The 21058-nt window shown below is 70.9% G+C and carries 17 protein-coding genes and 1 riboswitch; of the genes, 9 read left to right on the plus strand and 8 right to left on the minus strand.

All coding sequences use genetic code 11. The features are described from left to right. Positions 1-39 precede the first annotated feature (39 nt). Positions 40-1197, minus strand: a complete 1158-nt coding sequence (locus tag AMYBE_RS0120855) for an MFS transporter (RefSeq protein WP_020661330.1) — start codon at positions 1195-1197, stop codon at positions 40-42. 54 nt (positions 1198-1251) lie between these two features. On the opposite strand from AMYBE_RS0120855, the gene AMYBE_RS0120860 reads away from it, so the two are divergent. After that, entirely contained in the window at positions 1252-2019 is a 768-nt protein-coding gene (locus AMYBE_RS0120860) for an AraC family transcriptional regulator (protein WP_020661331.1), read from the plus strand. 122 nt (positions 2020-2141) lie between these two features. On the opposite strand, the gene AMYBE_RS0120865 is transcribed toward AMYBE_RS0120860, so the two are convergent. Genes AMYBE_RS0120865 through AMYBE_RS0120875 form a run of 3 tightly spaced genes read right to left on the minus strand, consistent with a single transcriptional unit; the run spans position 2142 to position 5382 of the window. Then, entirely contained in the window at positions 2142-3650 is a 1509-nt protein-coding gene (locus AMYBE_RS0120865; protein WP_020661332.1) for a precorrin-2 C(20)-methyltransferase, read from the minus strand. Further along, positions 3647-4270, minus strand: coding sequence for a precorrin-8X methylmutase (locus AMYBE_RS0120870; protein ID WP_020661333.1), 624 nt, complete (start codon positions 4268-4270; stop codon positions 3647-3649). The genes AMYBE_RS0120865 and AMYBE_RS0120870 overlap by 4 nt, the downstream gene beginning before the upstream one ends. After that, the gene (locus AMYBE_RS0120875; protein ID WP_027927851.1) at positions 4267-5382 is read right to left on the minus strand and encodes a nitrite/sulfite reductase; all 1116 of its coding nucleotides are present in this window, start codon (positions 5380-5382) and stop codon (positions 4267-4269) included. Before AMYBE_RS0120875 ends, AMYBE_RS0120870 begins: the two co-directional genes overlap by 4 nt. An 87-nt stretch (positions 5383-5469) precedes the next feature. Here AMYBE_RS0120875 and AMYBE_RS0120880 point away from each other — a divergent pair, with 87 nt between their 5' ends. The 5 genes from AMYBE_RS0120880 to AMYBE_RS0120900 all read left to right on the plus strand — a co-directional run bounded on the left by AMYBE_RS0120880 (position 5470) and on the right by AMYBE_RS0120900 (position 12705). Further along, positions 5470-6375 carry an ABC transporter ATP-binding protein gene (locus AMYBE_RS0120880; protein ID WP_027927852.1) on the plus strand — a complete coding sequence of 302 codons (906 nt, stop codon included), beginning with the start codon at positions 5470-5472 and terminating at the stop codon, positions 6373-6375. Continuing rightward, positions 6372-7226 carry an ABC transporter permease gene (locus AMYBE_RS0120885; RefSeq protein ID WP_020661336.1) on the plus strand — a complete coding sequence of 285 codons (855 nt, stop codon included), beginning with the start codon at positions 6372-6374 and terminating at the stop codon, positions 7224-7226. The genes AMYBE_RS0120880 and AMYBE_RS0120885 overlap by 4 nt, the downstream gene beginning before the upstream one ends. Before the next feature lie 6 nt (positions 7227-7232). Then, positions 7233-7472, plus strand: coding sequence for a helix-turn-helix transcriptional regulator (locus AMYBE_RS0120890; RefSeq protein WP_020661337.1), 240 nt, complete (start codon positions 7233-7235; stop codon positions 7470-7472). A gap of 67 nt (positions 7473-7539) precedes the next feature. Then, a riboswitch (cobalamin riboswitch) is annotated at positions 7540-7614 on the plus strand. A gap of 52 nt (positions 7615-7666) precedes the next feature. Continuing rightward, positions 7667-11272, plus strand: coding sequence for a cobaltochelatase subunit CobN (gene cobN, locus AMYBE_RS0120895; protein WP_020661338.1), 3606 nt, complete (start codon positions 7667-7669; stop codon positions 11270-11272). 218 nt (positions 11273-11490) lie between these two features. Continuing rightward, positions 11491-12705 carry a chitinase gene (locus AMYBE_RS0120900; RefSeq protein WP_020661339.1) on the plus strand — a complete coding sequence of 405 codons (1215 nt, stop codon included), beginning with the start codon at positions 11491-11493 and terminating at the stop codon, positions 12703-12705. Positions 12706-12872: 167 nt separating this feature from the next. On the opposite strand, the gene AMYBE_RS0120905 is transcribed toward AMYBE_RS0120900, so the two are convergent. The 4 genes from AMYBE_RS0120905 to AMYBE_RS0120920 form a co-directional block, all read right to left on the minus strand. Further along, positions 12873-13988, minus strand: coding sequence for a dihydrofolate reductase family protein (locus AMYBE_RS0120905; protein ID WP_020661340.1), 1116 nt, complete (start codon positions 13986-13988; stop codon positions 12873-12875). A 23-nt stretch (positions 13989-14011) separates the two neighbouring features. Then, on the minus strand, positions 14012-15244 hold the full coding sequence (locus tag AMYBE_RS0120910; RefSeq protein WP_020661341.1) for an aldehyde dehydrogenase family protein: 1233 nt from the start codon (positions 15242-15244) through the stop codon (positions 14012-14014). A gap of 209 nt (positions 15245-15453) precedes the next feature. Then, positions 15454-16170: a M50 family metallopeptidase gene (locus tag AMYBE_RS0120915; protein WP_020661342.1), complete on the minus strand. Its 717-nt coding sequence runs from the start codon at positions 16168-16170 to the stop codon at positions 15454-15456. Between the two features lie 202 nt (positions 16171-16372). Continuing rightward, complete coding sequence (locus tag AMYBE_RS0120920; RefSeq protein WP_020661343.1) at positions 16373-17299, minus strand: DNA-3-methyladenine glycosylase family protein; 927 nt, start codon at positions 17297-17299, stop codon at positions 16373-16375. A gap of 166 nt (positions 17300-17465) precedes the next feature. Between AMYBE_RS0120920 and AMYBE_RS0120925 the strand changes: the two genes are divergently transcribed. From AMYBE_RS0120925 to AMYBE_RS42060, 3 genes are all read left to right on the plus strand, one after another. After that, on the plus strand, positions 17466-18227 hold the full coding sequence (locus AMYBE_RS0120925; RefSeq protein WP_020661344.1) for a class I SAM-dependent methyltransferase: 762 nt from the start codon (positions 17466-17468) through the stop codon (positions 18225-18227). A gap of 37 nt (positions 18228-18264) precedes the next feature. Beyond that, a complete protein-coding gene (locus AMYBE_RS0120930; RefSeq protein ID WP_020661345.1) occupies positions 18265-19587 on the plus strand; it encodes a M20 family metallopeptidase in 1323 nt (440 codons plus the stop codon). Positions 19588-20153: 566 nt separating this feature from the next. Further along, positions 20154-21035: a S1C family serine protease gene (locus AMYBE_RS42060; protein ID WP_084470419.1), complete on the plus strand. Its 882-nt coding sequence runs from the start codon at positions 20154-20156 to the stop codon at positions 21033-21035. Positions 21036-21058: the final 23 nt, after the last annotated feature.

The following is a 21058-nucleotide window of genomic DNA, read 5'->3' on the forward strand; positions in this document are numbered from 1 at the left end:
TCCGGCTGTGCCGTTGCCCTCCTCGCGAACGGCGGCAGCTCACTCCGCGCGCGGCTCCCGCAACCGCCGTGCCGCCAGGTACGACATCGCCGGCAGCACGGCGAGCGCCAGCAGCGCCCACTGGAGTCCTGCCGCGTTCGCGAGTCCGCCGACCGCCGGTGCGGCTATCCCGCCGACGCTGACCGCGAGGCCGAGCGTGACCCCGCTGGCGGTGCCGAGCCGGTTCGGCAAATAGTCCTGGCCGAGCGTCACATGCAGCGAGAACGGGAGGTACAACGCCAGTGCCGCAAGCGCGACCAGCACGAACACCCCAAACCCCGGCACCAGCGCGATCCCGGCCACCGCGGGCAACGCGGCCGCGTACGCGACCCGCACGGTCTTGACCCGGCCCCACCGCCCGGCCAGCACTCCGCCGAGCAAGGTGCCCAGCGCGCCGACTCCGAACAGCACGACCAGTGCCACTTCCCCGGCGAGCGTGCCGCCGACCCGCTGCGCGACCCAGATCGCCAGGAACGTGTTCAGCGAGAACGCCGCGACGGACCGGCCGACCACCACCACGGTCAGCCAGCCGAACTGCCGCCAATCGTCCCGGCCCGCTTGCGCCCGGCGCTTCGCTGCCGACGACAGGTCGGTCATCCGGCGCATCAAGAACGCGATCACCAGACCCGCGGCGAGCGCGGGCACAACCAGATACGGCGTCGCACCGAGACCGCCCGCCTGCAGCACCGGCGTGACGATGATCGGGCCGAGCGCGAATCCGACGTTGCCGCCGAGCGAGAACCAGCTCATCCCGACGTGCCCCGGCCCCGCGACGCGGCGGGCGATCCGCGCCGATTCCGGGTGGTAAGCGGCGACGCCGAGACCGGACAGCGCGATCGCGAGCCAGGTCAGCAGGTACGAGCCGGCCAGCCCGGACAACCCGATGCCCGCCCCGGCGACGGTCATCCCGAGCGGTACCAGCCACGGCATCGGCCGCCGATCGGTCAGTACGCCGAACAGCGGCTGGACCACCGAAGAAAGCAGCGTCGCGGCGACCGTGACGCCGGCCGCGGCGAGGTAGCCGTAGTGCCGTTCGGCGACGAGGAACGGGACGAGAGCGGGGACCGCGCCCTGGTAGAGGTCATCGACCGCGTGGCCGATCACCATCAGCGGCATCGGCCAGCGCGCCGTGCGGGGCAGGGTAAGGGTGGTAGTCACCCAGCCATGATCGAGCCGCCGATCAGGTTCGCGATTCCGTTAATATGCCGAGTTATGTCGATTTCCGGCCACCTGCCCTCGGCGCCGACGAACACTCGGGACCTGGCCGCGACCGCCAGCGTCGCCGCGCACTGGCACGACGAACATCAGGTCGTCTACGCGAGCAGCGGCGTGCTCGCGGTGCACACGGACGACTCGCGATGGATCACGCCAGCGCACCGAGCGCTGTGGATCCCGGCCGGGACAGTGCACTCCCACCGGGCATACGGCGTCACGCGAATCCACTTGTTCGGCTTCGCGCAGGAGCTGAGCCCGCTGGCCGTGTCCGAGCCGACCGCGCTCGCGGTGACGCCGTTGCTGCGTGAGTTGCTGATCGCCTACACCGAACTCGGCGCGGACCGATCGGCGCCAGCCGGGCAGCGGATGCGGGCAGTGCTGTTCGACCAGCTGACCCTCGCCCCGGAACGTCCGGTGCGGGTGCCGGCGGCGCGGGATCCGCGGCTGGCCGCGGTCTGCCGGCTGCTGGAGGACGATCCGTCCGACAACCGCAGCCTGGACGCGCTGGGCCGCGTGGCCGGAGCCAGTGGGCGGACGCTGACCCGGCTGTTCCGCGCGGACACCGGGATGACCTTCCCGCAGTGGCGTACCCAGCTGCGGCTGTATCACGCGCTGCGGCTGCTGACCGAAGGACGATCGGTCACCGCGGTGGCCCAGTCCTGCGGATTCGCCACCACGAGCGCGTTCATCGACGTGTTTCGACGGTCGCTGGGGCACACGCCCGGGTTTTGTCTCCACAGTGGACGGTCGCAGCCGTCCGGATGAACCGGCCCTCCGCTTCGATCAGCCGTCCATGGCAGTGAAGGACCCCTTGCCGGAATGAGATTCCCGCAAGGGGCCTTTCACGGACCAGCTGCGCGCGAAGCGGAGCGACTGCCGCGTGCGGGTCAGGAATAGCTGCGCGGCGTCCACACGACCGAGCGGCCGTCCGGCCGCTGCTCCGCCACCGTCCGCGACGAGCCGACGATCAGCAAGCACCGCATGTCCACAGTGGCCGGATCGAGTTCGCCGAGCGTGGTCACCCGGATGTCCTCCTCCGGTCCCCCGACGTCGCGAGCCACCACCACTGGCGTCCCCGGCTCCCGGTGCCGCAGAAGGACTTCCCGCGCGTTCGCCAACTGGGTCAGCCGGGTCCGCGACGCCGGGTTGTACAGCGCCAGCACCAGATCCGCCGCGCCCGCCGCGTCGAGCCGGCGTTCGATGATCTCCCACGGCTTCAACCGGTCCGAAAGGGACAGCACGCAATAGTCGTGACCCAGCGGCGCTCCGATGCGCGCCGCCGCGGCCTGCGCCGCCGTCACGCCGGGCACGATCCGCACCCGCACACCGGTGTCCTTGACCTGCTCCAGCACCGCCGAAGCCATCGCGAACACGCCCGGGTCCCCGGACGACACCACGGCCACCTTCGCGCCGGAAGCGGCCAGCTGCAACGCTTCCACCGCCCGTTCCGCTTCGACCCGGTTGCCCGACGCGTGCCGCTGCTGCCCGGCCCGCTGCGGCACCCGCGCGACGTAGGGCCCGTACCCGACGATGTGCTCGGCCGCCTCCAGCTCGGCCGATGCTTCCGGGGTCAGCCATTCCGGACCGGCCGGGCCGAGCCCGATCACGACGACCTCGCCGCCTTCCACCGGCACCGCCGCCGGGGCATGCGGTGCCGGTTCACCGTCCACTCTGGACGTGTAGGCCGGACTGGGCAGCAGCGCCAAGGAGAAATACGGCGCCGATTCCGGATCGACCTCGGCGAACGGTGCGACTCGCTGCTGCCCCCAGGTCGCCCGCTCGATGTACCAGGCGTCGTCCAGCTTTCCGGCTTCGGCCAGCGCTTCCCGCACGGAACCGAAGGTACGGCCCAGTTTCAGCACCGCCGCCGCTTCGGTGTCGGCCAGCCGGCGCGCCAGTTCGGGCGCGGGCAACGTCCCGGGCAGCACGGTGAGCACCTCGTCGCGCTGCACCAGCGGACGGCCGAGCACCGCAGACGCGGCGCTCACCGAGGTCACGCCCGGCACCACTTCTGCCTCGTACCGCCCGGCCAGCCGTTCGTGCATGTACATGTACGAGCCGTAGAAGAACGGGTCGCCCTCGGCCAGCACCACGACGTCGCGCCCGGCGTCCAGGTGCTCGGCGAGCTTCTTCGCGCTCAGCTCGTAGAAATCGGCGATCGCGCCCTCGTAGCCGCCCGGATGGTCGGTGGTCTCCGTGGTCACCGGGTACATCAGCCGCTCTTCCAGCTGGCCCTCGCGCAGGTACGGCTCCGCCACCGAACGCGCGATGCTGCGCCCGTGCTGTGCGCAGTGGTAGGCGATCACGTCCGCCTCGCCGATCAGCCGAGCCGCCTTGACCGTCATCAGTTCCGGGTCGCCGGGGCCGAGCCCGACGCCGTAGAGCCGCCCGGTCATTCGGCCGCGCTCGCGATCGCGTTGACCGCGCCGACGGCCATCGCGCTGCCGCCGCGCCTGCCGTGCACCACCAGGTACGGCGCGGGCGCCCGCCGCGCCAATTCCACTTTGGACTCCGCGGCGCCGACGAATCCGACCGGCACGCCGATGATCGCGGCCGGTGCGCCGACGCCCTCGTCCAGCAGTTCCAGCAACCGGAACAGCGCGGTCGGCGCGTTGCCGATGGCCACCAGCGAACCGGGCAGCCGGTCGCGCCACAGCTCCAGCGCGGCCGCCGAGCGCGTAGTGCCCATCCGCTCGGCCAGGCCGGGAACGCTCGGGTCGTCCAATGTGCACACGACGTCGTTCGCGGCGGGCAGCCGCTTGCGGGTGATGCCGCTGGCGATCATCTTCGCGTCGCACAGGATCGGTGCGCCCGCCTCCAGCGCCGCGCGGCCCGCCTCGACCACGTCGAGCGAATAGCGCAGGTCGTCGACGAGGTCGACCATGCCGCAGGAGTGGATCATCCGGACCGCGACGCCGGCGACGTCGTCGGGCAGGATCGCCAGGTCCGCCTCTTCGCGGATCGTGGCGAACGAGTGCCGGTAGATCTCGGCCCCGTCCCGCAGGTAGTCGATCACGAAGGTCCCTTTCTCGCCACCGCATCGGCCAAACCGGACGCCGGGGTCCAGCGTCCGTCGACACGGTAGCCGCCGGGTTCGGCCACGACGTCGCGGTGGGCCTCCGAGGGCCGCCCGCACCGGCGCGCGCACCCCGAGACGTGCACCCGCATCCCGTCCGCGACCAGCGGCGCAGCATCCGCGCGGATGTCGGCCAGTGATTTCGCACAACCTGGCGCGCCGATGCACGCGGTGAGCTTCGCGGTCGCCGGATCAGCGGAAAGACCGGCCGCGTGCAGGCGAGCGACGTCCGCGCCGCCGGGCAGCAGGACCGAACGCCACGGCGTGACCACCGCGTCGCCGAACTCCGCCAGTGTCCGCAGCTGGGCCGCTGTCAACCGGCCGAATCGCGGCGCGACGCCGATCGCCTCGCCGCCGTCGTCGCGCGGGATCCGGCCGACCGTCTCGTCGATGCGGCTCGGACGCTCTTGCGGCGGTTGCCTCGGTCCGTCCGGAAGGAGCGCGAGCCGATCCGGCAGCTCGCCGATTCGCCACGCAGTGCCCCGGTCGCGCGCAAACGTTTCCGCCACCGTGAGCAGCGCGGACACCGCCTCGTCCCGCGGCACGAGCCAGCCCGAATCGACCCCGGCCAGCAGCACCACGCCGGTCGAGGAACTCACCGCGCGCCAGCAGACGTCGGTACCGGCGACGTCGCCGCGGCCGTCGTCGAAGCCGAACAGGAACCGGCCCGGCAGCTGCGCCAGCTCCGGCCGCGCGCACAGTTCCCGGTCCAGAGTCGCGGCCAAGCCCCGGACGTCGGCGAGCCCGCCGCGCACCCCGCTCAACGGCGAGGCCAGCACGTTCCGCACGCGTTCGTGGCTCAGCGACGGCAGCAACCCGGCCTCGGCCAGCCGGGCAGCCAAGCCGGGGCGACGGACGCCACGCAGCTGGACGTTCGCCCGCGAGGTGAGGTGCACGTCGCCGTCCCCGAACTCCTCCGCGCAGGAAGCCAGCGCGCGCAACCGATCCGCAGTCACCGCGCCGCCGGGCAGCCGGACCCGGGCGAGCGGTCCGTCCGCCGCGTCGTGCGGGGCGAACACCCCAGGACAGGCGTCGGCGCGCACACGAGACATGCGCTCACGGTACCTCGATAAAGAGCTGCGATCATATGTAGTAGGTCTGCTACATTGGGTCGCACAGGGACTACGGGGGTTGATTCCATGAGAGACCAAACGGACACCGTGCTCCGGGTCGAGGGCCTGCGCATGCGCTACGGCACGAACGACGTCCTGCACGGCACGTCGTTCACCGCGCACCGGGGCGAGATTCTCTGCCTGCTGGGGCCGAACGGAGCAGGGAAAACCACCACCATCGAGATCCTCGAAGGGTTCCGCATGCGATCCGCCGGAGAGGTGTCGGTACTGGGCACCGACCCGGCCCGCGGCGGCGAGGACTGGCGCGCTCGGCTGGGAGTGGTCCTGCAGTCGTGGCGCGACCACGGCAAATGGCGGGTGCACGAACTGCTCAGCCTGCTCGGCGCGTTCTACCCGCCCTACTCCACAGAGCGGATCCGCCGGCCGTGGGACATCGACGAGCTGATCGAGGCGGTCGGGCTCACCGAGCACGCGAACAAGAAGATCCGGCAGCTCTCCGGCGGGCAGCGGCGCAGGCTGGACGTGGCGATCGGCATCGTCGGCCGGCCCGAGCTGCTGTTCCTGGACGAGCCGACGGCCGGGTTCGACCCGCAGGCCCGGCGCGATTTCCACGATCTGGTGCACCGGCTGGCCGACGACGACACCACGATCCTGCTCACCACGCACGACCTGGACGAGGCGGAGAAGCTCGCCGACCGGATCCTCATCCTCAGCAGCGGGCACATCGTCGCCGACGGTTCGCCGGACCAGCTCAGCCGCCAGATCGCCGGCGAGGCCGAGGTGCGCTGGACGGTCGGCGGGCAGCGGTTCGTGCACTCGACCACGGAGGCGACGAAGTACGTGTACGAGTTGTTCAAGCAACATGGCGAAGCCGTGGCAGACCTGGAGGTCCGACGCGCGTCGTTGGAGGAGACCTACCTGACCCTCGTGCAGCGCGCGGAGTCCGGCCTCGCCGTGGCAGGTGCGCGATGACGGCGTCGGCGCAGCGGGTAGCGCTGCGGGTCGGGCTCCGTCGCGGGCTCATCGAATTCCGGCAGCAGTGGACGAACCGGGACGAGCTGATCGGCCAGGTGTTTTTCCTGGCGATGATCGGCGTGACGCTGTTCTTCATGCGCGGTGCGCAGCTGCCTGGCACGTCGTTCTCGCTGGGCGCGGTGACGGTGCCGAGCGTGCTCGGCGCGGGCATCGTGTTCAACGGGCTGTCCACCGTCGCTGGCGGACTCGTCGTGGATCGCGAGGACGGCACGCTGCTGCGGGCGAAGGCGACGCCGAACGGAATGCTCGGCTATCTGGTCGGCAAGATCGCGTCGGTGTCGCTGATGCAGGTCACGGGCATGCTGGTGCTGCTGGTCCCGGCGCTGTTCGTGTTCCCGGGACTCGCCACGGACGGAGTCTGGTCGTTCCTGGAACTGCTGGCGGTGCTGGGGCTGGGATTGGTCGCGACCATGCCGATCGGCGCCGCGATCGGGTCGCTGCTGCAGGACTCGCGGATGCTCGGCCTGGTCATGCTGCCGCTGCTCGGGCTCGGTGGGATTTCCGGGATCTTCTACCCGATCACCGCGCTGCCGGTCTGGGTGCAGGACGTCGCGCAGGTGTTCCCGATGTACTGGCTAGGCCTCGGCATGCGTTCGGCGCTGCTGCCGGACCAGGCGGTGGTAGTCGAGATCGGCCAGTCGTGGCGGCCGTGGGCGACCCTGGGGGTGCTGCTCGCCTGGGCCGTGATCGGATTGGCGCTGGCCCCGGCGCTGCTGCGGCGGATGGCCCGGCGGGAATCGGGGTCGTCGGTGGCGGCACGACGGGAAAGGGCACTTCAGCGTGTGTGAGGCGCGGTGAGCGAGAACGTCTACAACCGGATCGCGGTGCTGCGCGCCGAGCGCGGCATCTCGCGCCGGGAGCTCGCGGACGCGCTCGGCGTGCACTACCAGACGATCGGCTACCTGGAGCGCGGCGAGTACAGCCCAAGCCTGTACCTGGCGCTGCGGATCGCGGAGTTCTTCGAGGTCGCGGTGGAGGTGCTGTTCTCCACCGCGCCCTTCCCCCGGATCGGCGACGAGCGCCGGACCGGGTGAGGGTCTGCTCACCTTGACGACGCGGGTGCGCCCGGCGAGAGTGAGAGCGCACACGCGTCGGCGCGCGGAGGAACCCGGTGCGAGTCCGGGGCGGTCCCGCCACTGTGACCGTCGGCCCCGCGCCGTCGGCAGCCAGGAACTCCCGCCGACGCGCCCGACGACCCGGGGCGCGGACACCCCGAGTGAGGAACGCCGTGATCCTGCTGCTGTCCACTTCGGACACTGATCTGCTCAGCGCCCGGGCCAGCGGCGCGGACTACCGGCTCGGCAACCCGTCCCGGCTCCCGCTGCCGGATCTGCCCGCGCTGCTGGACGGGGCGCAGATCGTCGTCGTCCGGATCCTCGGCACGCCGCGGACCTGGCAGGAGGGCCTGGACACGCTGCGCGCGTCCGGCGCGCACGTGATCGTGCTGGGCGGCGAGCAGACGCCGGACGCGGAGCTGATGAAGCTGTCCACCACTCCGGCCGGCATCGCCGCGCAGGCGCACGCGTACCTGGCGCAGGGCGGCCCGGAAAACCTCACGCAGCTGCACCGGTTCCTGTCCGACACGCTGCTGCTCACCGGCGAAGGCTTCGAGCCGCCCGCCGAACTGCCCTCGTGGGGCGTTCTCGACCGGCCCGCTTCTCCGAACGACGGCCCGGTCATCGGGATCCTGTACTACCGCGCGCACCACCTGTCCGGAAACACCGGCTTCGTGCACGCGCTGGCCGACGCGGTCGAATCCGCCGGCGGCCGCGCGCTGCCGATCCACACCGCGTCCCTGCGCACCCGCGCGCCCGAGATGATGGCCGAACTGGGCAAAGCCGACGCGCTGCTGGTCACCGTCCTGGCCGCCGGCGGCACCCGCCCGTCCGAAGCGGGCGCCGGCGGGGACGACGAAGCCTGGGACGTCGCGGAAATGGCTGCGCTGGACATTCCGGTGCTGCAGGCGCTGTGCCTGACCAGCGACCGCGAAACCTGGTCCGAGAGCGACGACGGCCTGTCCCCGCTCGACGCCGGCAACCAGATGGCCGTCCCCGAGTTCGACGGCCGGATCATCACGGTCCCGTTCTCGTTCAAGGAATTCGACGAGGACGGACTCCCCCGCTACGTCGCGGACAACGAACGCGCCTCGCGCGTCGCCCGCATCGCTCTCGCGCACGCGCGCTTGCGCCACACCCCGCCGGAGTCGCGACGGATCGCCCTGATGCTGTCCGCGTACCCGACGAAGCATTCGCGAGTCGGCAACGCGGTCGGCCTGGACACCCCCGCGTCCGCGATCAAGCTGCTGCGCCTGATGCGCGACCGCGGCTACGACCTGGGTCCCGACGCCTTCCCCGGCATCGACCCGACCGGCACCGACCAGCCGGACGGCGACGCGCTCATCCACGCCCTGATCGCCGCCGGCGGCCAGGACCCGGAGTGGCTGACCGAAGAGCAGCTGTCCGGAAACCCGATCCGCGTCCCGGCCGCCCGCTACCGAGCGTGGTTCTCCGAGTTGCCCGCCGACTTGCGGGAGGCGATGGAACAGCACTGGGGCCCAGCGCCGGGCTCGCTGTACGTCGACACCTCGGCGAACCCCGAGGGCGACATCGTCCTGGCCTCGCTGCAGTCCGGCAACGTCGTGCTGATGATCCAGCCGCCCCGCGGTTTCGGCGAGAACCCGGTCGCGATCTACCACAATCCGGACCTGCCGCCGAGCCACCACTACCTGGCCGCCTACCGCTGGCTGGAAGAGGAATTCGGCGCCCACGCGGTAGTGCACCTGGGCAAGCACGGTTCGCTGGAATGGCTGCCGGGCAAGACGGCCGGCCTGTCCGCGTCCTGCGCTCCCGACGCCGTCCTCGGCAACCTGCCCCTGGTGTACCCGTTCCTGATCAACGACCCCGGCGAAGGCGCGCAAGCGAAACGCCGCGCGCACGCGACCATCGTGGACCATCTGGTCCCGCCGATGGCACGCGCCGAATCGTACGGCGATCTGGCCCGGCTGGAGCAGCTGCTGGACGAGCACGCCAACATCGCCGCGATGGACCCGGCGAAACTGCCGGCGATCCGCGCCCAGATCTGGACCCTCATCCAAGCCGCGAAACTCGACCACGACCTGGGCATCGACGAACGCCCGCACGACGCGGAGTTCGACGACTTCCTGCTGCACATCGACGGCTGGCTGTGCGAGGTGAAGGACGCCCAGATCCGCGACGGCCTGCACATCCTGGGCGCCGCGCCGGAGGGCGAGGCGCGCGTCAACCTGGTCCTCGCGATGCTCCGGGCCCAGCAGATGTGGGGCGGCAAGCAAGGTGCGGTGCCCGGTCTGCGCTCCGCCTTGGGCTTGAAGGAAAACTCGGACGCGCCGATGTCCGAAGTGGACGCCATCGAAGCCACCGCGCACTCGCTGGTCTCCGCGATGGAGTCCCGAGCGTGGAACCCGGCCGCGGTCGTCCCGGTAGTCAGCGACGTCCTGGGCTCCGAGGACGCGGAAGTCGCCCGCGTGCTGACCTTCGCCGCCACCGAGATCGTCCCCCGCCTGGCCGGCACCTCGGCGGAGGTGGAGGCGGTCCTGCACGCACTGGACGGCGGCTACATTCCCGCCGGCCCGAGTGGTTCCCCGTTGCGCGGCCTGGTGAACGTCCTGCCGACCGGCCGGAACTTCTACACCGTCGACCCGAAGGCCATCCCGAGCCGGCTGGCCTGGGAAACCGGCCAGGCGCTGGCCGATTCCCTGCTCCGCCGCTACCGCGAGGACAACGGCGACTGGCCGCGGTCGGTCGGCCTGTCCGTCTGGGGCACCTCCGCGATGCGCACCTCCGGCGACGACGCCGCGGAAGTCCTTGCCCTGCTGGGAATCCAGCCGGTATGGGACGAAGCCTCGCGCCGCGTCACCGGCCTGGAGCCGATCCCGCTCGCCGAGCTGGGCCGGCCGCGCATCGACGTGACAGTGCGCATCAGCGGCTTCTTCCGCGACGCGTTCCCGCACGTCATCGCCCTGCTGGACGATGCCGTCCGGCTGGCCGCGTCCCTGGACGAGCCGGAAGCGTCGAATTACGTCCGCGCGCACGTCGCCGCGGATTTGGCGGACCACGGCGACTCCCGCCGGGCCACCACCCGCATCTTCGGCTCGAAACCGGGTGCCTACGGGGCGGGCCTGCTGCCGCTGATGGACTCCGGAAACTGGCGGGACGACAAGGATCTGGCCGAGGTTTACGCGGTCTGGGGCGGCTTCGCCTACGGCCGCGACTTGGACGGGCGCCCGGCCCGCGAAGACATGGAGACGTCGTACAAGCGGATCGTGGTAGCCGCGAAGAACACCGACACCCGCGAACACGACATCGCCGATTCGGACGACTATTTCCAGTACCACGGCGGAATGATCGCCACCGTCCGCGCTCTGACCGGCACCGCGCCGGCGTCCTACGTCGGCGACTCGACCACGCCCGACGCCGTCCGCACCCGAACCCTGGGCGAGGAAACGGCCCGGGTGTTCCGCGCGCGGGTGGTGAACCCGCGCTGGCTGTCGGCGATGCGCCGGCACGGATACAAGGGCGCGTTCGAACTCGCCGCGACCGTGGACTACCTGTTCGGCTTCGACGCCACCGCGGGCGTGGTGGGCGACTGGATGTACGAAAAACTGTCGGAGTCCTACGTCCTGGACGAAGAGAACCAGCAGTTCATGCGCGATGCCAACCCATGGGCACTGCGAGGCATCATCGAGCGCCTGACCGAGGCGGCGGACCGGGGCCTATGGGAGGAACCGGATCCGGAGCTGCTGGCGCAGATGCGCGAGGTTTACCTGACGCTGGAAGGCGACCTGGAGAGCGACTGACGTCGCAGCTTCGCCGACATCGCAGCCCGGCCGTACAGTGCCGCGTGTCCGGACGGGCACTTCGTATTGCGCCACAAGAGTGACGCCACCACCCGCAAACCCGCCATATCCCCCAAACCGCCCGCACCCCTCCCCTCCCCCGCCGTCCGCACCTTGACTTCCTAATGGTCTAGTCCAATGCTTACCGCACCCACCTCCCCGCCCACTCCGGAGGACAGATGCAACGAAGCAGACTGGCCGCCACCCTCGTAGCCGCCGCCACCGTGCTCGGCACCGCCGCCACCCTGGCGGCGACCGCGCACGCACAGCCCGCGGCGCCGGCCGCCGCCGCGCTCGACAACAACTGGTACGCGGCCGCCCCGTACCTCATGCCGCAAAGCAACAACCCGCCCGACCCGGTGACCGTCATGAACGCCACCGGCCAGAAAGCCTTCCAGCTGGCGTTTATCCTCGCCCCGAAAAGCGGCGGCTGCACCCCCACCTGGGACGGCGATTCCCCGGTTTCGTCCGACACCACCGTCGGCGACGCGATCGCCAAGATCCGCGGCAACGGCGGCGACGTCTCGGTGTCGGCAGGCGGCTACAACGGCACCAAACTGGGCCAAACCTGCGGCACCGCCGACGCGACCGCGGCGGCCTACCAGCAAGTCGTCGACAAGTACCAGCTGAAAGCCCTGGACTTCGACCTCGAAGAACCGGAATACGAAAACACCGCCGCCATCGCCAACGAACTGGGCGCGGCGAAGAAACTCCAGGCCGCCAATCCGGGCCTGTTCGTCTCGGTGACCATGCCCGGCACTTCGGCCGGCACCGGCTGGTTCGGCACCCAGCTGCTGGACGAAGCGAAGTCGATCGGCTTCACTCCCAACGACTTCTCCATCATGCCCTTCGACGGCGGCTTCAACGGTGGCGCCTCGCAGGTCTCGGCACTGGAAGCCTTCCACGGCCTGCTGCAAAGTCACCTCGGCTGGGACAGCGCTACCGCGTACGCGCACGAGGGTTTTTCCGGCATGAACGGAAAATCCGACACCTCGGAGATCTTCAACCTGTCGGATTTCCAAACGGTGTACGACTACGCGACAAGCCATCACCTGGGCCGTTTCACGTTCTGGGCGGTGAACCGGGACCGCGCCTGCACGACGACGACGGACAATAGCGTCTGCTCGAACGTCCAGCAGAACGACTGGGACTTCACCAAGTTCACCACCAGGTTCGCCGGCGCGACCCCGCCGCAGACCAACCCGCCGACCAGCCCGACCACCAACCCGCCCGGCGCCTGCACCGCCCCGGATTGGCAGGCCGCCCAGGTCTACACGGGCGGCGCGGTGGTCTCCCACAACGGTCACCAGTGGACCGCGAAATGGTGGACCCAAGGCGACGAACCAGGCGGCAGCACCGGAGCCGGAGTCTGGACCGACGACGGCGCGTGCTGACCGTCTCGTCGGCTGCCCGTTTCACTGGCCGCCGTTTCACTGGCCGCCCCGGCTGATCAGCCTCGGCGGCCGGCACCCGGCCGGCCGGGTGCTGCAGCGCCGAACCCGCGCTGCAGCACCCATTTCCGCCTGCCCGCCAGTGCGCTAACTCGCCTTCGCCGCCAGGCTCAGGGCCGAACGCCCGGCAAATGCGTGTTCGCCCGCCGAACCTCCGACGCCAACGCGGGCACCTCGATCACCCGGCGTCCGGCCGCGACCAGCTGCTCGACCCCCTCGGCCTCCACGAACAGCGACGGCTCCCGCCAAGCCATCACCACGCGCGGAATCGCGGTCTCTAGAATCAGCTGCGTGCAGCTTTTCGGGTGCGACGCGCGGTCGCTGCACGGTTCGAGCGAGCTGTACATCGTCGCCGCAGCCAGCCGCGGATCACCCGGATCCAGCTTCGCCAGCGCCGACTCCTCCGCGTGGTTGCGCGGATCTCCCTCGCCGGAATGTCCGGTCGCCAGCACCGTTCCGTCCGGCAGCCCGACGATCGCGCCGACCCGGAACGTGGAACTCGGCGGGCACTCGTCCGCGAGCTCGATCGCTTGCCGCAACCGCAGCACGTCCAGCGGCGAAGGCTCGGCCGCCGCACGGTAACGCAGCACCGCGATCTCGCCGAGCCGCCGCACCTCGGTCAGTTCCAGCGGTCTCGGAAACGCACCCGGGCCGAGGAAGCGCGGCGCACGCGGATCGCCGACCATGATCGGCGCGATCGCGAGCCGCAGTTCGTCGGCGAGTCCGGCGTCAAGGAACTGGGTGTGCACCGCGCCGCCTCCTTCGACCAGCAGCGTCCGGATCCCCCGCGCGCCCAGGTCATCCAGGATCCGCTCTAGCCGAGGCGGGCTGCCCGCGTCCACGACCGTCGCGACCGCAGCAAGACTGTCGGCGCTGCCGGGCGGCGCGTAAACGAGCTTCGCGGTGTCCCCGACCGTGAAAAACTTCGACTCCGGGTCGAGCTTGCCGCTGCTGGTGACGGTCACCTTGACCGGCTGCTCGGGCCGGCCGGCCTCGACCCGCTCGCGCCGCAGCTCCGTCGAGCGCACGAGAAGCCGAGGGTTGTCGGCCCGCACCGTGCCCGCGCCGACGAGGATCGCGTCGGCCTCGGCACGGAGCCGGTCGACTTCCGCGAAGTCGTCCTCGTTGGACAGCAGGAGCCGGGCGCTGCCGGCGTCGTCCAGATAGCCGTCCAGCGATTGCGCTGCGGACAGCACCACGTGCGGCCGCCCGGTCGTCGTGCTCATGCGCTCATCGTGCCCCGCGTGGGTCAGGCAGGCACTACGGCGTACTGGCGTACGTACAAGTCGGTGTACGTCACCGGGCCGCGCGGCCCGGGCACCCGGTCCAGGTTGATGCCGGTCTCCGGCACCGCGAACAGCTTGAAGCCGTCGAGCAGCCGGGTCGGCGCGTTCCAGAACACACCGGTGCCGGTGTAGCCGTCGAAGAACTGCTCAGCGGCAGCCGGATTCTCGGTCGCGATCCCCGCGGCGAGTCCCGACGTGCGCTCGTTCGCGATCTCCACCGCGTCCGCGAGCCCGCCGACCTTCTCGACGGTCACGGTCGCCTCGTGCTCGGAGTCCAGCGCCCACTCGTAGCCGATCGGGTGCTCGTGCGGCGCGAGCGAAGGCGTGACCTTGCGCTCGGCCAGGGCCGACTCGATCTGCGGCCACACCGCGTCGTGCACGCCCTCGTGGATGAGCAGCAGGTTGAGCCGGTTGCAGACGCCGAGCCGGTCCAAGCTCGCGAACACGAGGTCCCGCACCTTGGCCGCGTCCGCCGCGACGTCGACGTACAGCACGCCACCGCCGTCGGCGTGCGCCAGCGTGCCGACGCCGTGCACCGCGGCCTCGGTCGCCAGCGCGCGCGTGCTGTCCCCGCTTCCGCGCAGGATCACGAGCGGCACCAGCCCAGGCAGCCGAACCAGCGCCGACGCGGCTTCCCGCTCGACACGCGGCACCAACTGCACCACGTCCGGGTTGATCCCGGCCGCCTCGAGCGCGGGCGCGATCACGACCTCGCGCAGCCGCTGCGCCGAACCGAGCGCAGCCGACCCGGTGCGCAGCACGCCGCCGTTGCGCGACTTCACCAGCTGCGACGCCACGTCGACCGTCACGTTCGGCCGCGCCTCGTAGTTCGCGCCGATGACGCCCACCGGACGCCGTCGCTCGACCAGCCGCAGCCCGCCGTCCAACGTGGACACCTCGATCGAGCGCTCCTGGTGCGGCGCGCCGGCCAGCAGCCGCAGCTGCTCGGCCATGCCGTCGAGCCGTTCCGGCGTGATGGTGAGCCGGTCAAGCAGCCCAGCGCTCATCCCGTCCGCAGTCGCCTTGGCGACGTCGGCCCGGTTCGCGTCGAGCACCGCTTCCCGGTGCTCGACGAGCCGCTCCGCCATCCCGACGAGCGCCGCGTCCACCGCGTCGTCCCCGGCGACCGCCAACGACGGCGCAGCCGCCTTCGCCGCCCGCGCGCACTCCTCGACGGCCTTCGCGACCTCGTCCATCGTCTGTCTCCCTCCGGCGGCATAGCAGACGTCTAGTCTGCCGTACCGACCACATTGGGCGACGACTGGCTCAGCCCTCGGGACGGGCGCAGGACCCGCTGTGACCGGTTCCGCGCAGCGAGGCACCGGCCATCGAGCGGAGACTATGTCGCCGCTCACACCCAGCCCGCGTCACCAAACGCCGCCGACCGCCGGCAGCGACGATTCCGTCACGGCGCCAGCGGCTGCAGCAGCCACAGCCCGCCAGCGACGACACAGCTCGCCGTGAGCACGCCGAACACCAGCACCCACAGCACCGCGGGCACGGCGGTCAACCGGCCGAGCTGGTCGGCGTCGGAGTCGCGCGCCTGGCCACGTCGCCGTTTGAGCTGCAGCTCCACCACCGGCCGGACTCCGCCCAACAGCAGGAACCAGGTCAGCAGGTACACGAACGGAGCCTGCACGACCTTCGGCGCGACCAGAGCCACCAGCCCCAGCACGACCGCGCTCGCTACCACCGTGAACACGCCGTACGCGTTGCGCACCATCAGCAGCACGCCGAGCAGCAGCAACGCGACCAGCACCAGCACCGCGGTGATCAGGTCGGACCCGACCAGCGTCGCGAACAGCAGCCCGAGGACCGACGGCGCGATGTACCCGGCCATCGCAGTGAAGGCCATGCCGGGCCCTTCCGGCTTGCCGCGCGACACCGTGACACCGGACGTGTCCGAATGCAGCCGGATCGATCGCAGCCGCCGGCCGACCAGGACCGCGGCCAGCGCGTGGCCGGCCTCGTGCACGATCGTGATGACGTTGCGCGCCCACCGCCACGGCGTCCCGCCGGTGAGCACCACCAGCAAGGCGACGCCACCGGTGACCAACGTGATGACACTCGGCGTATTCGCCTGCTGCAGCGCCGTGTTGACCGCGTCGCTGCCCGCGCTCAAGGCGGTGCCGGAGGCGCTTCCGGCACCCGGTCGGGCACTGAGAACGGTCGAGACGGCAAGTGCAGGCGTAATCACGCCGACACCTCACCACAAGCTCTATCTGGCCGCTGTGAGTGCCCGGGCAAGCGCCGCGGACCGCGGTTCGCTATGGCGGCGGCCTCATTCCATCCGGCCTCCTCTCTGCCGATGCTCGCCGCGTCGCTCAGTCCATCGGCTCCTCCGGAACCGACCGCAGCAGCTCATCCAGCCGGAAGAGGTGCGCGGCCCACGACCGGTACGGCCGCCAGCTGTCCGCCAAGCGCTCGAGTTGATCCGGCGGGGTGTCCGCCGGCAGCTCGTACTCTTTGCGGAGGAGCTCGTGCAAGCGGGCGTCCAGCCGGGGAAAGAGGTCCGGGTGCCCGGCGCCGTGCAGCAGGATCTGCTCAGCGGAGTAGGGGCCGATGCCCGGGATCGCCGACAACCGCGACACCGCTTCGGAGATCGGCAGGTCGACGAGTTCCCCCGCGTCGAGCCGTCCGGCGACGGCGGCTCGGGCGACCGCTCGAAGCCGGCCGAGCCGGAAGTTCCCGACGGACGGTTCGTTGCTCAGCTCGATCAGAATCTCCGGCGCGGGAAAGGAAACGAGCCCGTCCTCCCCGGTCGGCCGGCCGTGCCGGGCGGCGAGTTCCGCACGGAACCGGAACGCCTGATTCTCGCGCATCCCCTGGGTGAATACCGTCCAGCACGCTGCTTCGTACGGTGACGAGTGCAGCGCCGGACGAGCGCCCGGATACCGCGCCTGCAGCCGCCGGACCACCGAATCGCGGGCGGCGATCTCGACGAACCCGGAATCGTCGAGATCGAGCGAGAGCATCCGGCGCACCTGCGCGACGACCGGCGCGGCGATCTCCACGGGCGCGGCCACCCCGACTTCGACCAGCCCCGGGGATCTCTGGCGGATCGCCGCTCCGGCGTGCGTCCAGCTGCCGTCCGCCGGGAAGGCGAGGCGCAGCACACCGGCTTCGAGCGCGACCGAGCCGGCCCGGCCGGACCGGACGAGCCACTGTCCGGCCGCGGTCAGGTCGAAGGCTCCGCGGACGGCGATCTCGCCGGTCGGCAGGTCGATCGGGCGCAGGATCGGTGCGGTCATCGGACGGTCCTCCTCGCTGGCCTCCGCGGGTCGGAGACCGTGCGAACGACGTTAGGAGCGAGCACCGACAAGGTGGGGACTCGAACGCCTGATCGGGCAGATCTTCACTCTTACGAGTGATGGGTCCGTGCCGCATACTGCCGGTATCCCCAGCGAGAGGACCCCCGTGCCCCACCACAGCACCCAGGAGCGGCTGGCCGGCCTGCTCGCCGAGCCGGCCACGGCTGTCGACGGCTTCCTCGACACGCTCGGCGACGCGCCCCAGGCGGGCCCGCCTACCGGGCTGACCCAGCGGCTGATGCGCACCTCCCTGCTGCCGCAGGTCTACGAGCGATACTGGCGGCCAGTCCTCGGCCGGTTCCTCAAAGGCCCGGGCGGGCCCAGCATGACCGGCGAGGTCGAACTGGCCGCCGAACGGCTCGCGTTGCAACCGGGCCAGGTCGTGCTCGACGTCGCCTGCGGGACCGGCCGGTTCACCCGGGCGTTCGGCGAGGCGGTGCGCCCGGACGGCCTCGCGATCGGCCTCGACGGCGCTCGCACCATGCTTTCGCGCGCCGTCAAGGAAACCTCGTCCCCGACAGTCGCTTATCTTCGGGCGGACGCGGTCGAACCTCCGCTGCGTTCGTCCACTGTGGACGCGATTTGCTGTTTCGCGGCGCTGCACATGTTCGCGGAACCGGAACGCGCGTTGGACTCGTTCGCTCGCATCCTCCGTCCGGGCGGCCGGATCGTGCTGCTCACCAGCGCCCGCCGGGACTGGCAGCCGGCCCGGATCCTCGACACCGCAGGAGGAATCGCCAGCGGGCAGCGCATGTTCGACCGCGGCGAGATCTCGGCGAGCTTGCGCGCACGGGGCTTCGAAGAGGTCCGCGAACAGTACTTCGGCGTCGCCCAGCTCGTCTCCGGCAGGTTGTCCGACGTGCGGTGATCCATTTCTGTCGGGGCGCGGGACTAGCATGCGAACCATGACCCACGTCACTCCCGTCCCGCCCGACGACAGCTACCTCCGCTCCCTGGTCGACGCGACCGCCGACGCGGTTGCCGCCGCCGAACCGCTCGGTTCCGAGTACGCCGGAGCCGACCCGGAAATCCGTGCTGCGGTTGAAGAAGAAGTACGCGCCCGGGGGGACGAACTCGTCGCGCTCAGCCAAGACCTGCACGCACACCCGGAAGAAGGGTTCGCCGAACGCCGGTCGGTCGGCGCGCTCGCTGAACTGCTGCGAGCACGCGGGCACGAAGTCACCGTCGGTCTGGGCGGGCTCGACACGGCGCTGCGCACCGGAACGCCGGACAACGACGGTCCGCACATCGCCGTCCTGGCCGAGTACGACGCGCTGCCCGGTTTGGGACACGGCTGCGGACACAACGTCATCTGCACCGCCGGAGCAGGCGGGTTCCTCGGCGCGGCAGCAGTGGCGGAGCGGCTGGGCGGCCGGGTGTCGCTGGTGGGCACCCCGGCAGAGGAAGGCGGGGGCGGCAAGGAAACTCTTGCCCGGGCCGGAATTTTCGACGACATCGACGCGGTGATCATGCTGCATCCGTTCAGCCACGACATCGCCCTGCACCCGTTTCTCGGCAGGCGGCAGCTGGAGATGGTGTTCCACGGCGTCGGCGCACATGCGTCCGCGCAGCCGTTCATGGGCCGCAACGCACTGGATGCCGCGGTAGCCGCTTACCAAGGCGTTTCCGCGCTGCGGCAGCAATTGCCCGCCAGCGACCGGGTGCACGGCGTCTTCACCGACGGCGGCGCACGGCCGAACGTGATCCCGGCGCGGGCCGCGCTCCTGTTCTACCTGCGGTCGGCCAATCCGGAGACGCTGCGCGACCTAGGCTCCCGGATGACCGCGATCGCCCGCGGCGCGGCCGAAATGACCGGCTGCGGAGTGGAGTTGAACTGGGACTCCCAACCGGCCTACCTGCCGATCAGGTTCAACACCACGCTGGCCGGCCGGTGGACCGCCAATCAGCTCGGCACCGGACGGAAACCGCTGCCGCCGGGCATCGTGCCGGAATTCCTGACCGGCAGCACAGACCTGGGCAATTTATCCTTCCGGATGCCCGCGCTGCACCCGATGATCGCCGTTTCCGGGCCGACAGTCGCATTGCACACCAAGGAATTCGCCGAAGCCGCCGGCTCGCCTGCGGGTGATCAAGCGGTGCTCGACGGCGCACTGGGCCTGGCCCTGACCGCCGCCGACTACCTGGCGGACGCGGAGTTGCGCAAAGCAGTGCACGACGAGTTCGAGGCATCGGGAGGAGCGTTCGACGTGCCCAGCTTCTTCGGCTGACGGACGGCGTGGACGGTCGCGGAGGCTGGTGAGCACGGGTAAGCCGGGAAGGGAGTGGAGGCGCGGCTTTCGGCTTGCTGGCTGAGGGCCATTGCCCGGGCAGCGGCGGGCTACCTGGGCAGCAGCTGAGAATTCTCAGCTGATTCTTCTCAGCAAAGCCGGTGGGATTTCCACAGGATTCTCCTAACCTCGGACGCGAACCTGAGTGCATGACCGAGAACGAGAGCCGGCCCGGCCCCGCCACCCCCGGTGGGCGTCAGCCGCACCAGAGCAGTGAGCAGCAGTACGGCCAGTACGCGGCCGGCTCGAGTCCGCTCGGCGGCGGATGGCAACTGCCCGGTGGCGAGGAAGCGCCCACAGGCCAGCAGCCGATGCCGAACCGCACGCCGCCGCAGCCCGCGGCCCACCTGCGCCAGCCGGATTTCCAGCAGTCCGAAGCCACCAGGCAGCAGGGCGTCAGGCAGCAGGGTGTCAACACGTATTGGTCGGCAGAGGCGCTTCGTCCGGAACTGGGCGCGGCTCCGCAGCCCGGTCATCAGCGGCCCGGCACCCCCAACTACGGCCCGATGCCGCCCGTCCCCCAGCCCGGTCAGCCGCCTGCCGCATTGGCCGGGGCGCCGAAGCGGCGGGGCCGGCTCGCGGCACTCGTCGGGGCGACCGCGCTCGCCGCGGCGCTTCTCGGCGGCGGGGCCGGCGCGGCGATCGTCGGACTGACCTCCGGCGACAGCTCAGCGATCAGCGCGTCCTCGACCGCGACCGGGAAGACGGTCAGCAACACCTCCCCGTCCGGCGACGTCAGCACCATCGCCGCGAAGGTCCTGCCCAGCGTGGTGCAGGTAAACGTCACTACCGCTCAGGGCACTGCGATCGGGTCCGGCGTCATCCTCACCGGCGACGGGCGGATCCTCACCAACGCGCATGTCGTCCAGGGCGCGCGGTCGGTCACGGTTACCACGTCGGACGGCAAGAAGTACCAGGCCCAAGTCGTCGGCTCGAACACCAAGAGCGACATCGCCGTGGTCCAGGCCCAGGGCGCGAGCGGGCTGTCCGCCGCGACGCTGGGCGACTCCGGGAAGCTCGTCGTCGGGCAGCAGGTCGTCGCGATCGGGTCGCCGGGCGGGCTGCAGAACACCGTCACCAGCGGCATCGTCAGCGCGCTCAACCGGCCGCTCGCGGACGTCGGCGGCAGCGAAAGCCAGCAGGGCAGCGGACCGTTCGGCAGGCAGACCTCGAACAGCACCTCCGGTCCCAGCTACACCGCGATCCAGACGGACGCCTCGATCAACCAGGGCAACTCGGGCGGCGCGCTGGTCGACAGCCAGGGCCAGGTGATCGGCATCAACTCGGCGATCTACAGCCCGGGCGGCTCGACCGGCAGCGTCGGGATCGGCTTCGCCATCCCGATCAACGACGCCAAGAAGATCGTCGACCAGATCGTCAACGGCTGACAAAAGCTCGAGGGGCGGACCGC

The sequence above is a fragment of the Amycolatopsis benzoatilytica AK 16/65 genome (assembly GCF_000383915.1).
Classification (GTDB): Bacteria; Actinomycetota; Actinomycetes; order Mycobacteriales; family Pseudonocardiaceae; genus Amycolatopsis; species Amycolatopsis benzoatilytica.

What these genes read in the sequence shown, in the direction of transcription:
- AMYBE_RS0120860 (WP_020661331.1), top strand. Translation starts at nt 1,252, where the DNA reads ATGTCGATTTCCGGCCACCTGCCCTCGGCGCCGACGAACACTCGGGAC.
- AMYBE_RS0120865 (WP_020661332.1), bottom strand. Translation starts at nt 3,650, where the DNA reads ATGACCGGGCGGCTCTACGGCGTCGGGCTCGGCCCCGGCGACCCGGAA.
- AMYBE_RS0120875 (WP_027927851.1), bottom strand. Translation starts at nt 5,382, where the DNA reads ATGTCTCGTGTGCGCGCCGACGCCTGTCCTGGGGTGTTCGCCCCGCAC.
- AMYBE_RS0120880 (WP_027927852.1), top strand. Translation starts at nt 5,470, where the DNA reads ATGAGAGACCAAACGGACACCGTGCTCCGGGTCGAGGGCCTGCGCATG.
- AMYBE_RS0120885 (WP_020661336.1), top strand. Translation starts at nt 6,372, where the DNA reads ATGACGGCGTCGGCGCAGCGGGTAGCGCTGCGGGTCGGGCTCCGTCGC.
- AMYBE_RS0120900 (WP_020661339.1), top strand. Translation starts at nt 11,491, where the DNA reads ATGCAACGAAGCAGACTGGCCGCCACCCTCGTAGCCGCCGCCACCGTG.
- AMYBE_RS0120905 (WP_020661340.1), bottom strand. Translation starts at nt 13,988, where the DNA reads ATGAGCACGACGACCGGGCGGCCGCACGTGGTGCTGTCCGCAGCGCAA.
- AMYBE_RS0120910 (WP_020661341.1), bottom strand. Translation starts at nt 15,244, where the DNA reads ATGGACGAGGTCGCGAAGGCCGTCGAGGAGTGCGCGCGGGCGGCGAAG.
- AMYBE_RS0120920 (WP_020661343.1), bottom strand. Translation starts at nt 17,299, where the DNA reads ATGACCGCACCGATCCTGCGCCCGATCGACCTGCCGACCGGCGAGATC.
- AMYBE_RS0120930 (WP_020661345.1), top strand. Translation starts at nt 18,265, where the DNA reads ATGACCCACGTCACTCCCGTCCCGCCCGACGACAGCTACCTCCGCTCC.
- AMYBE_RS42060 (WP_084470419.1), top strand. Translation starts at nt 20,154, where the DNA reads ATGCCGCCCGTCCCCCAGCCCGGTCAGCCGCCTGCCGCATTGGCCGGG.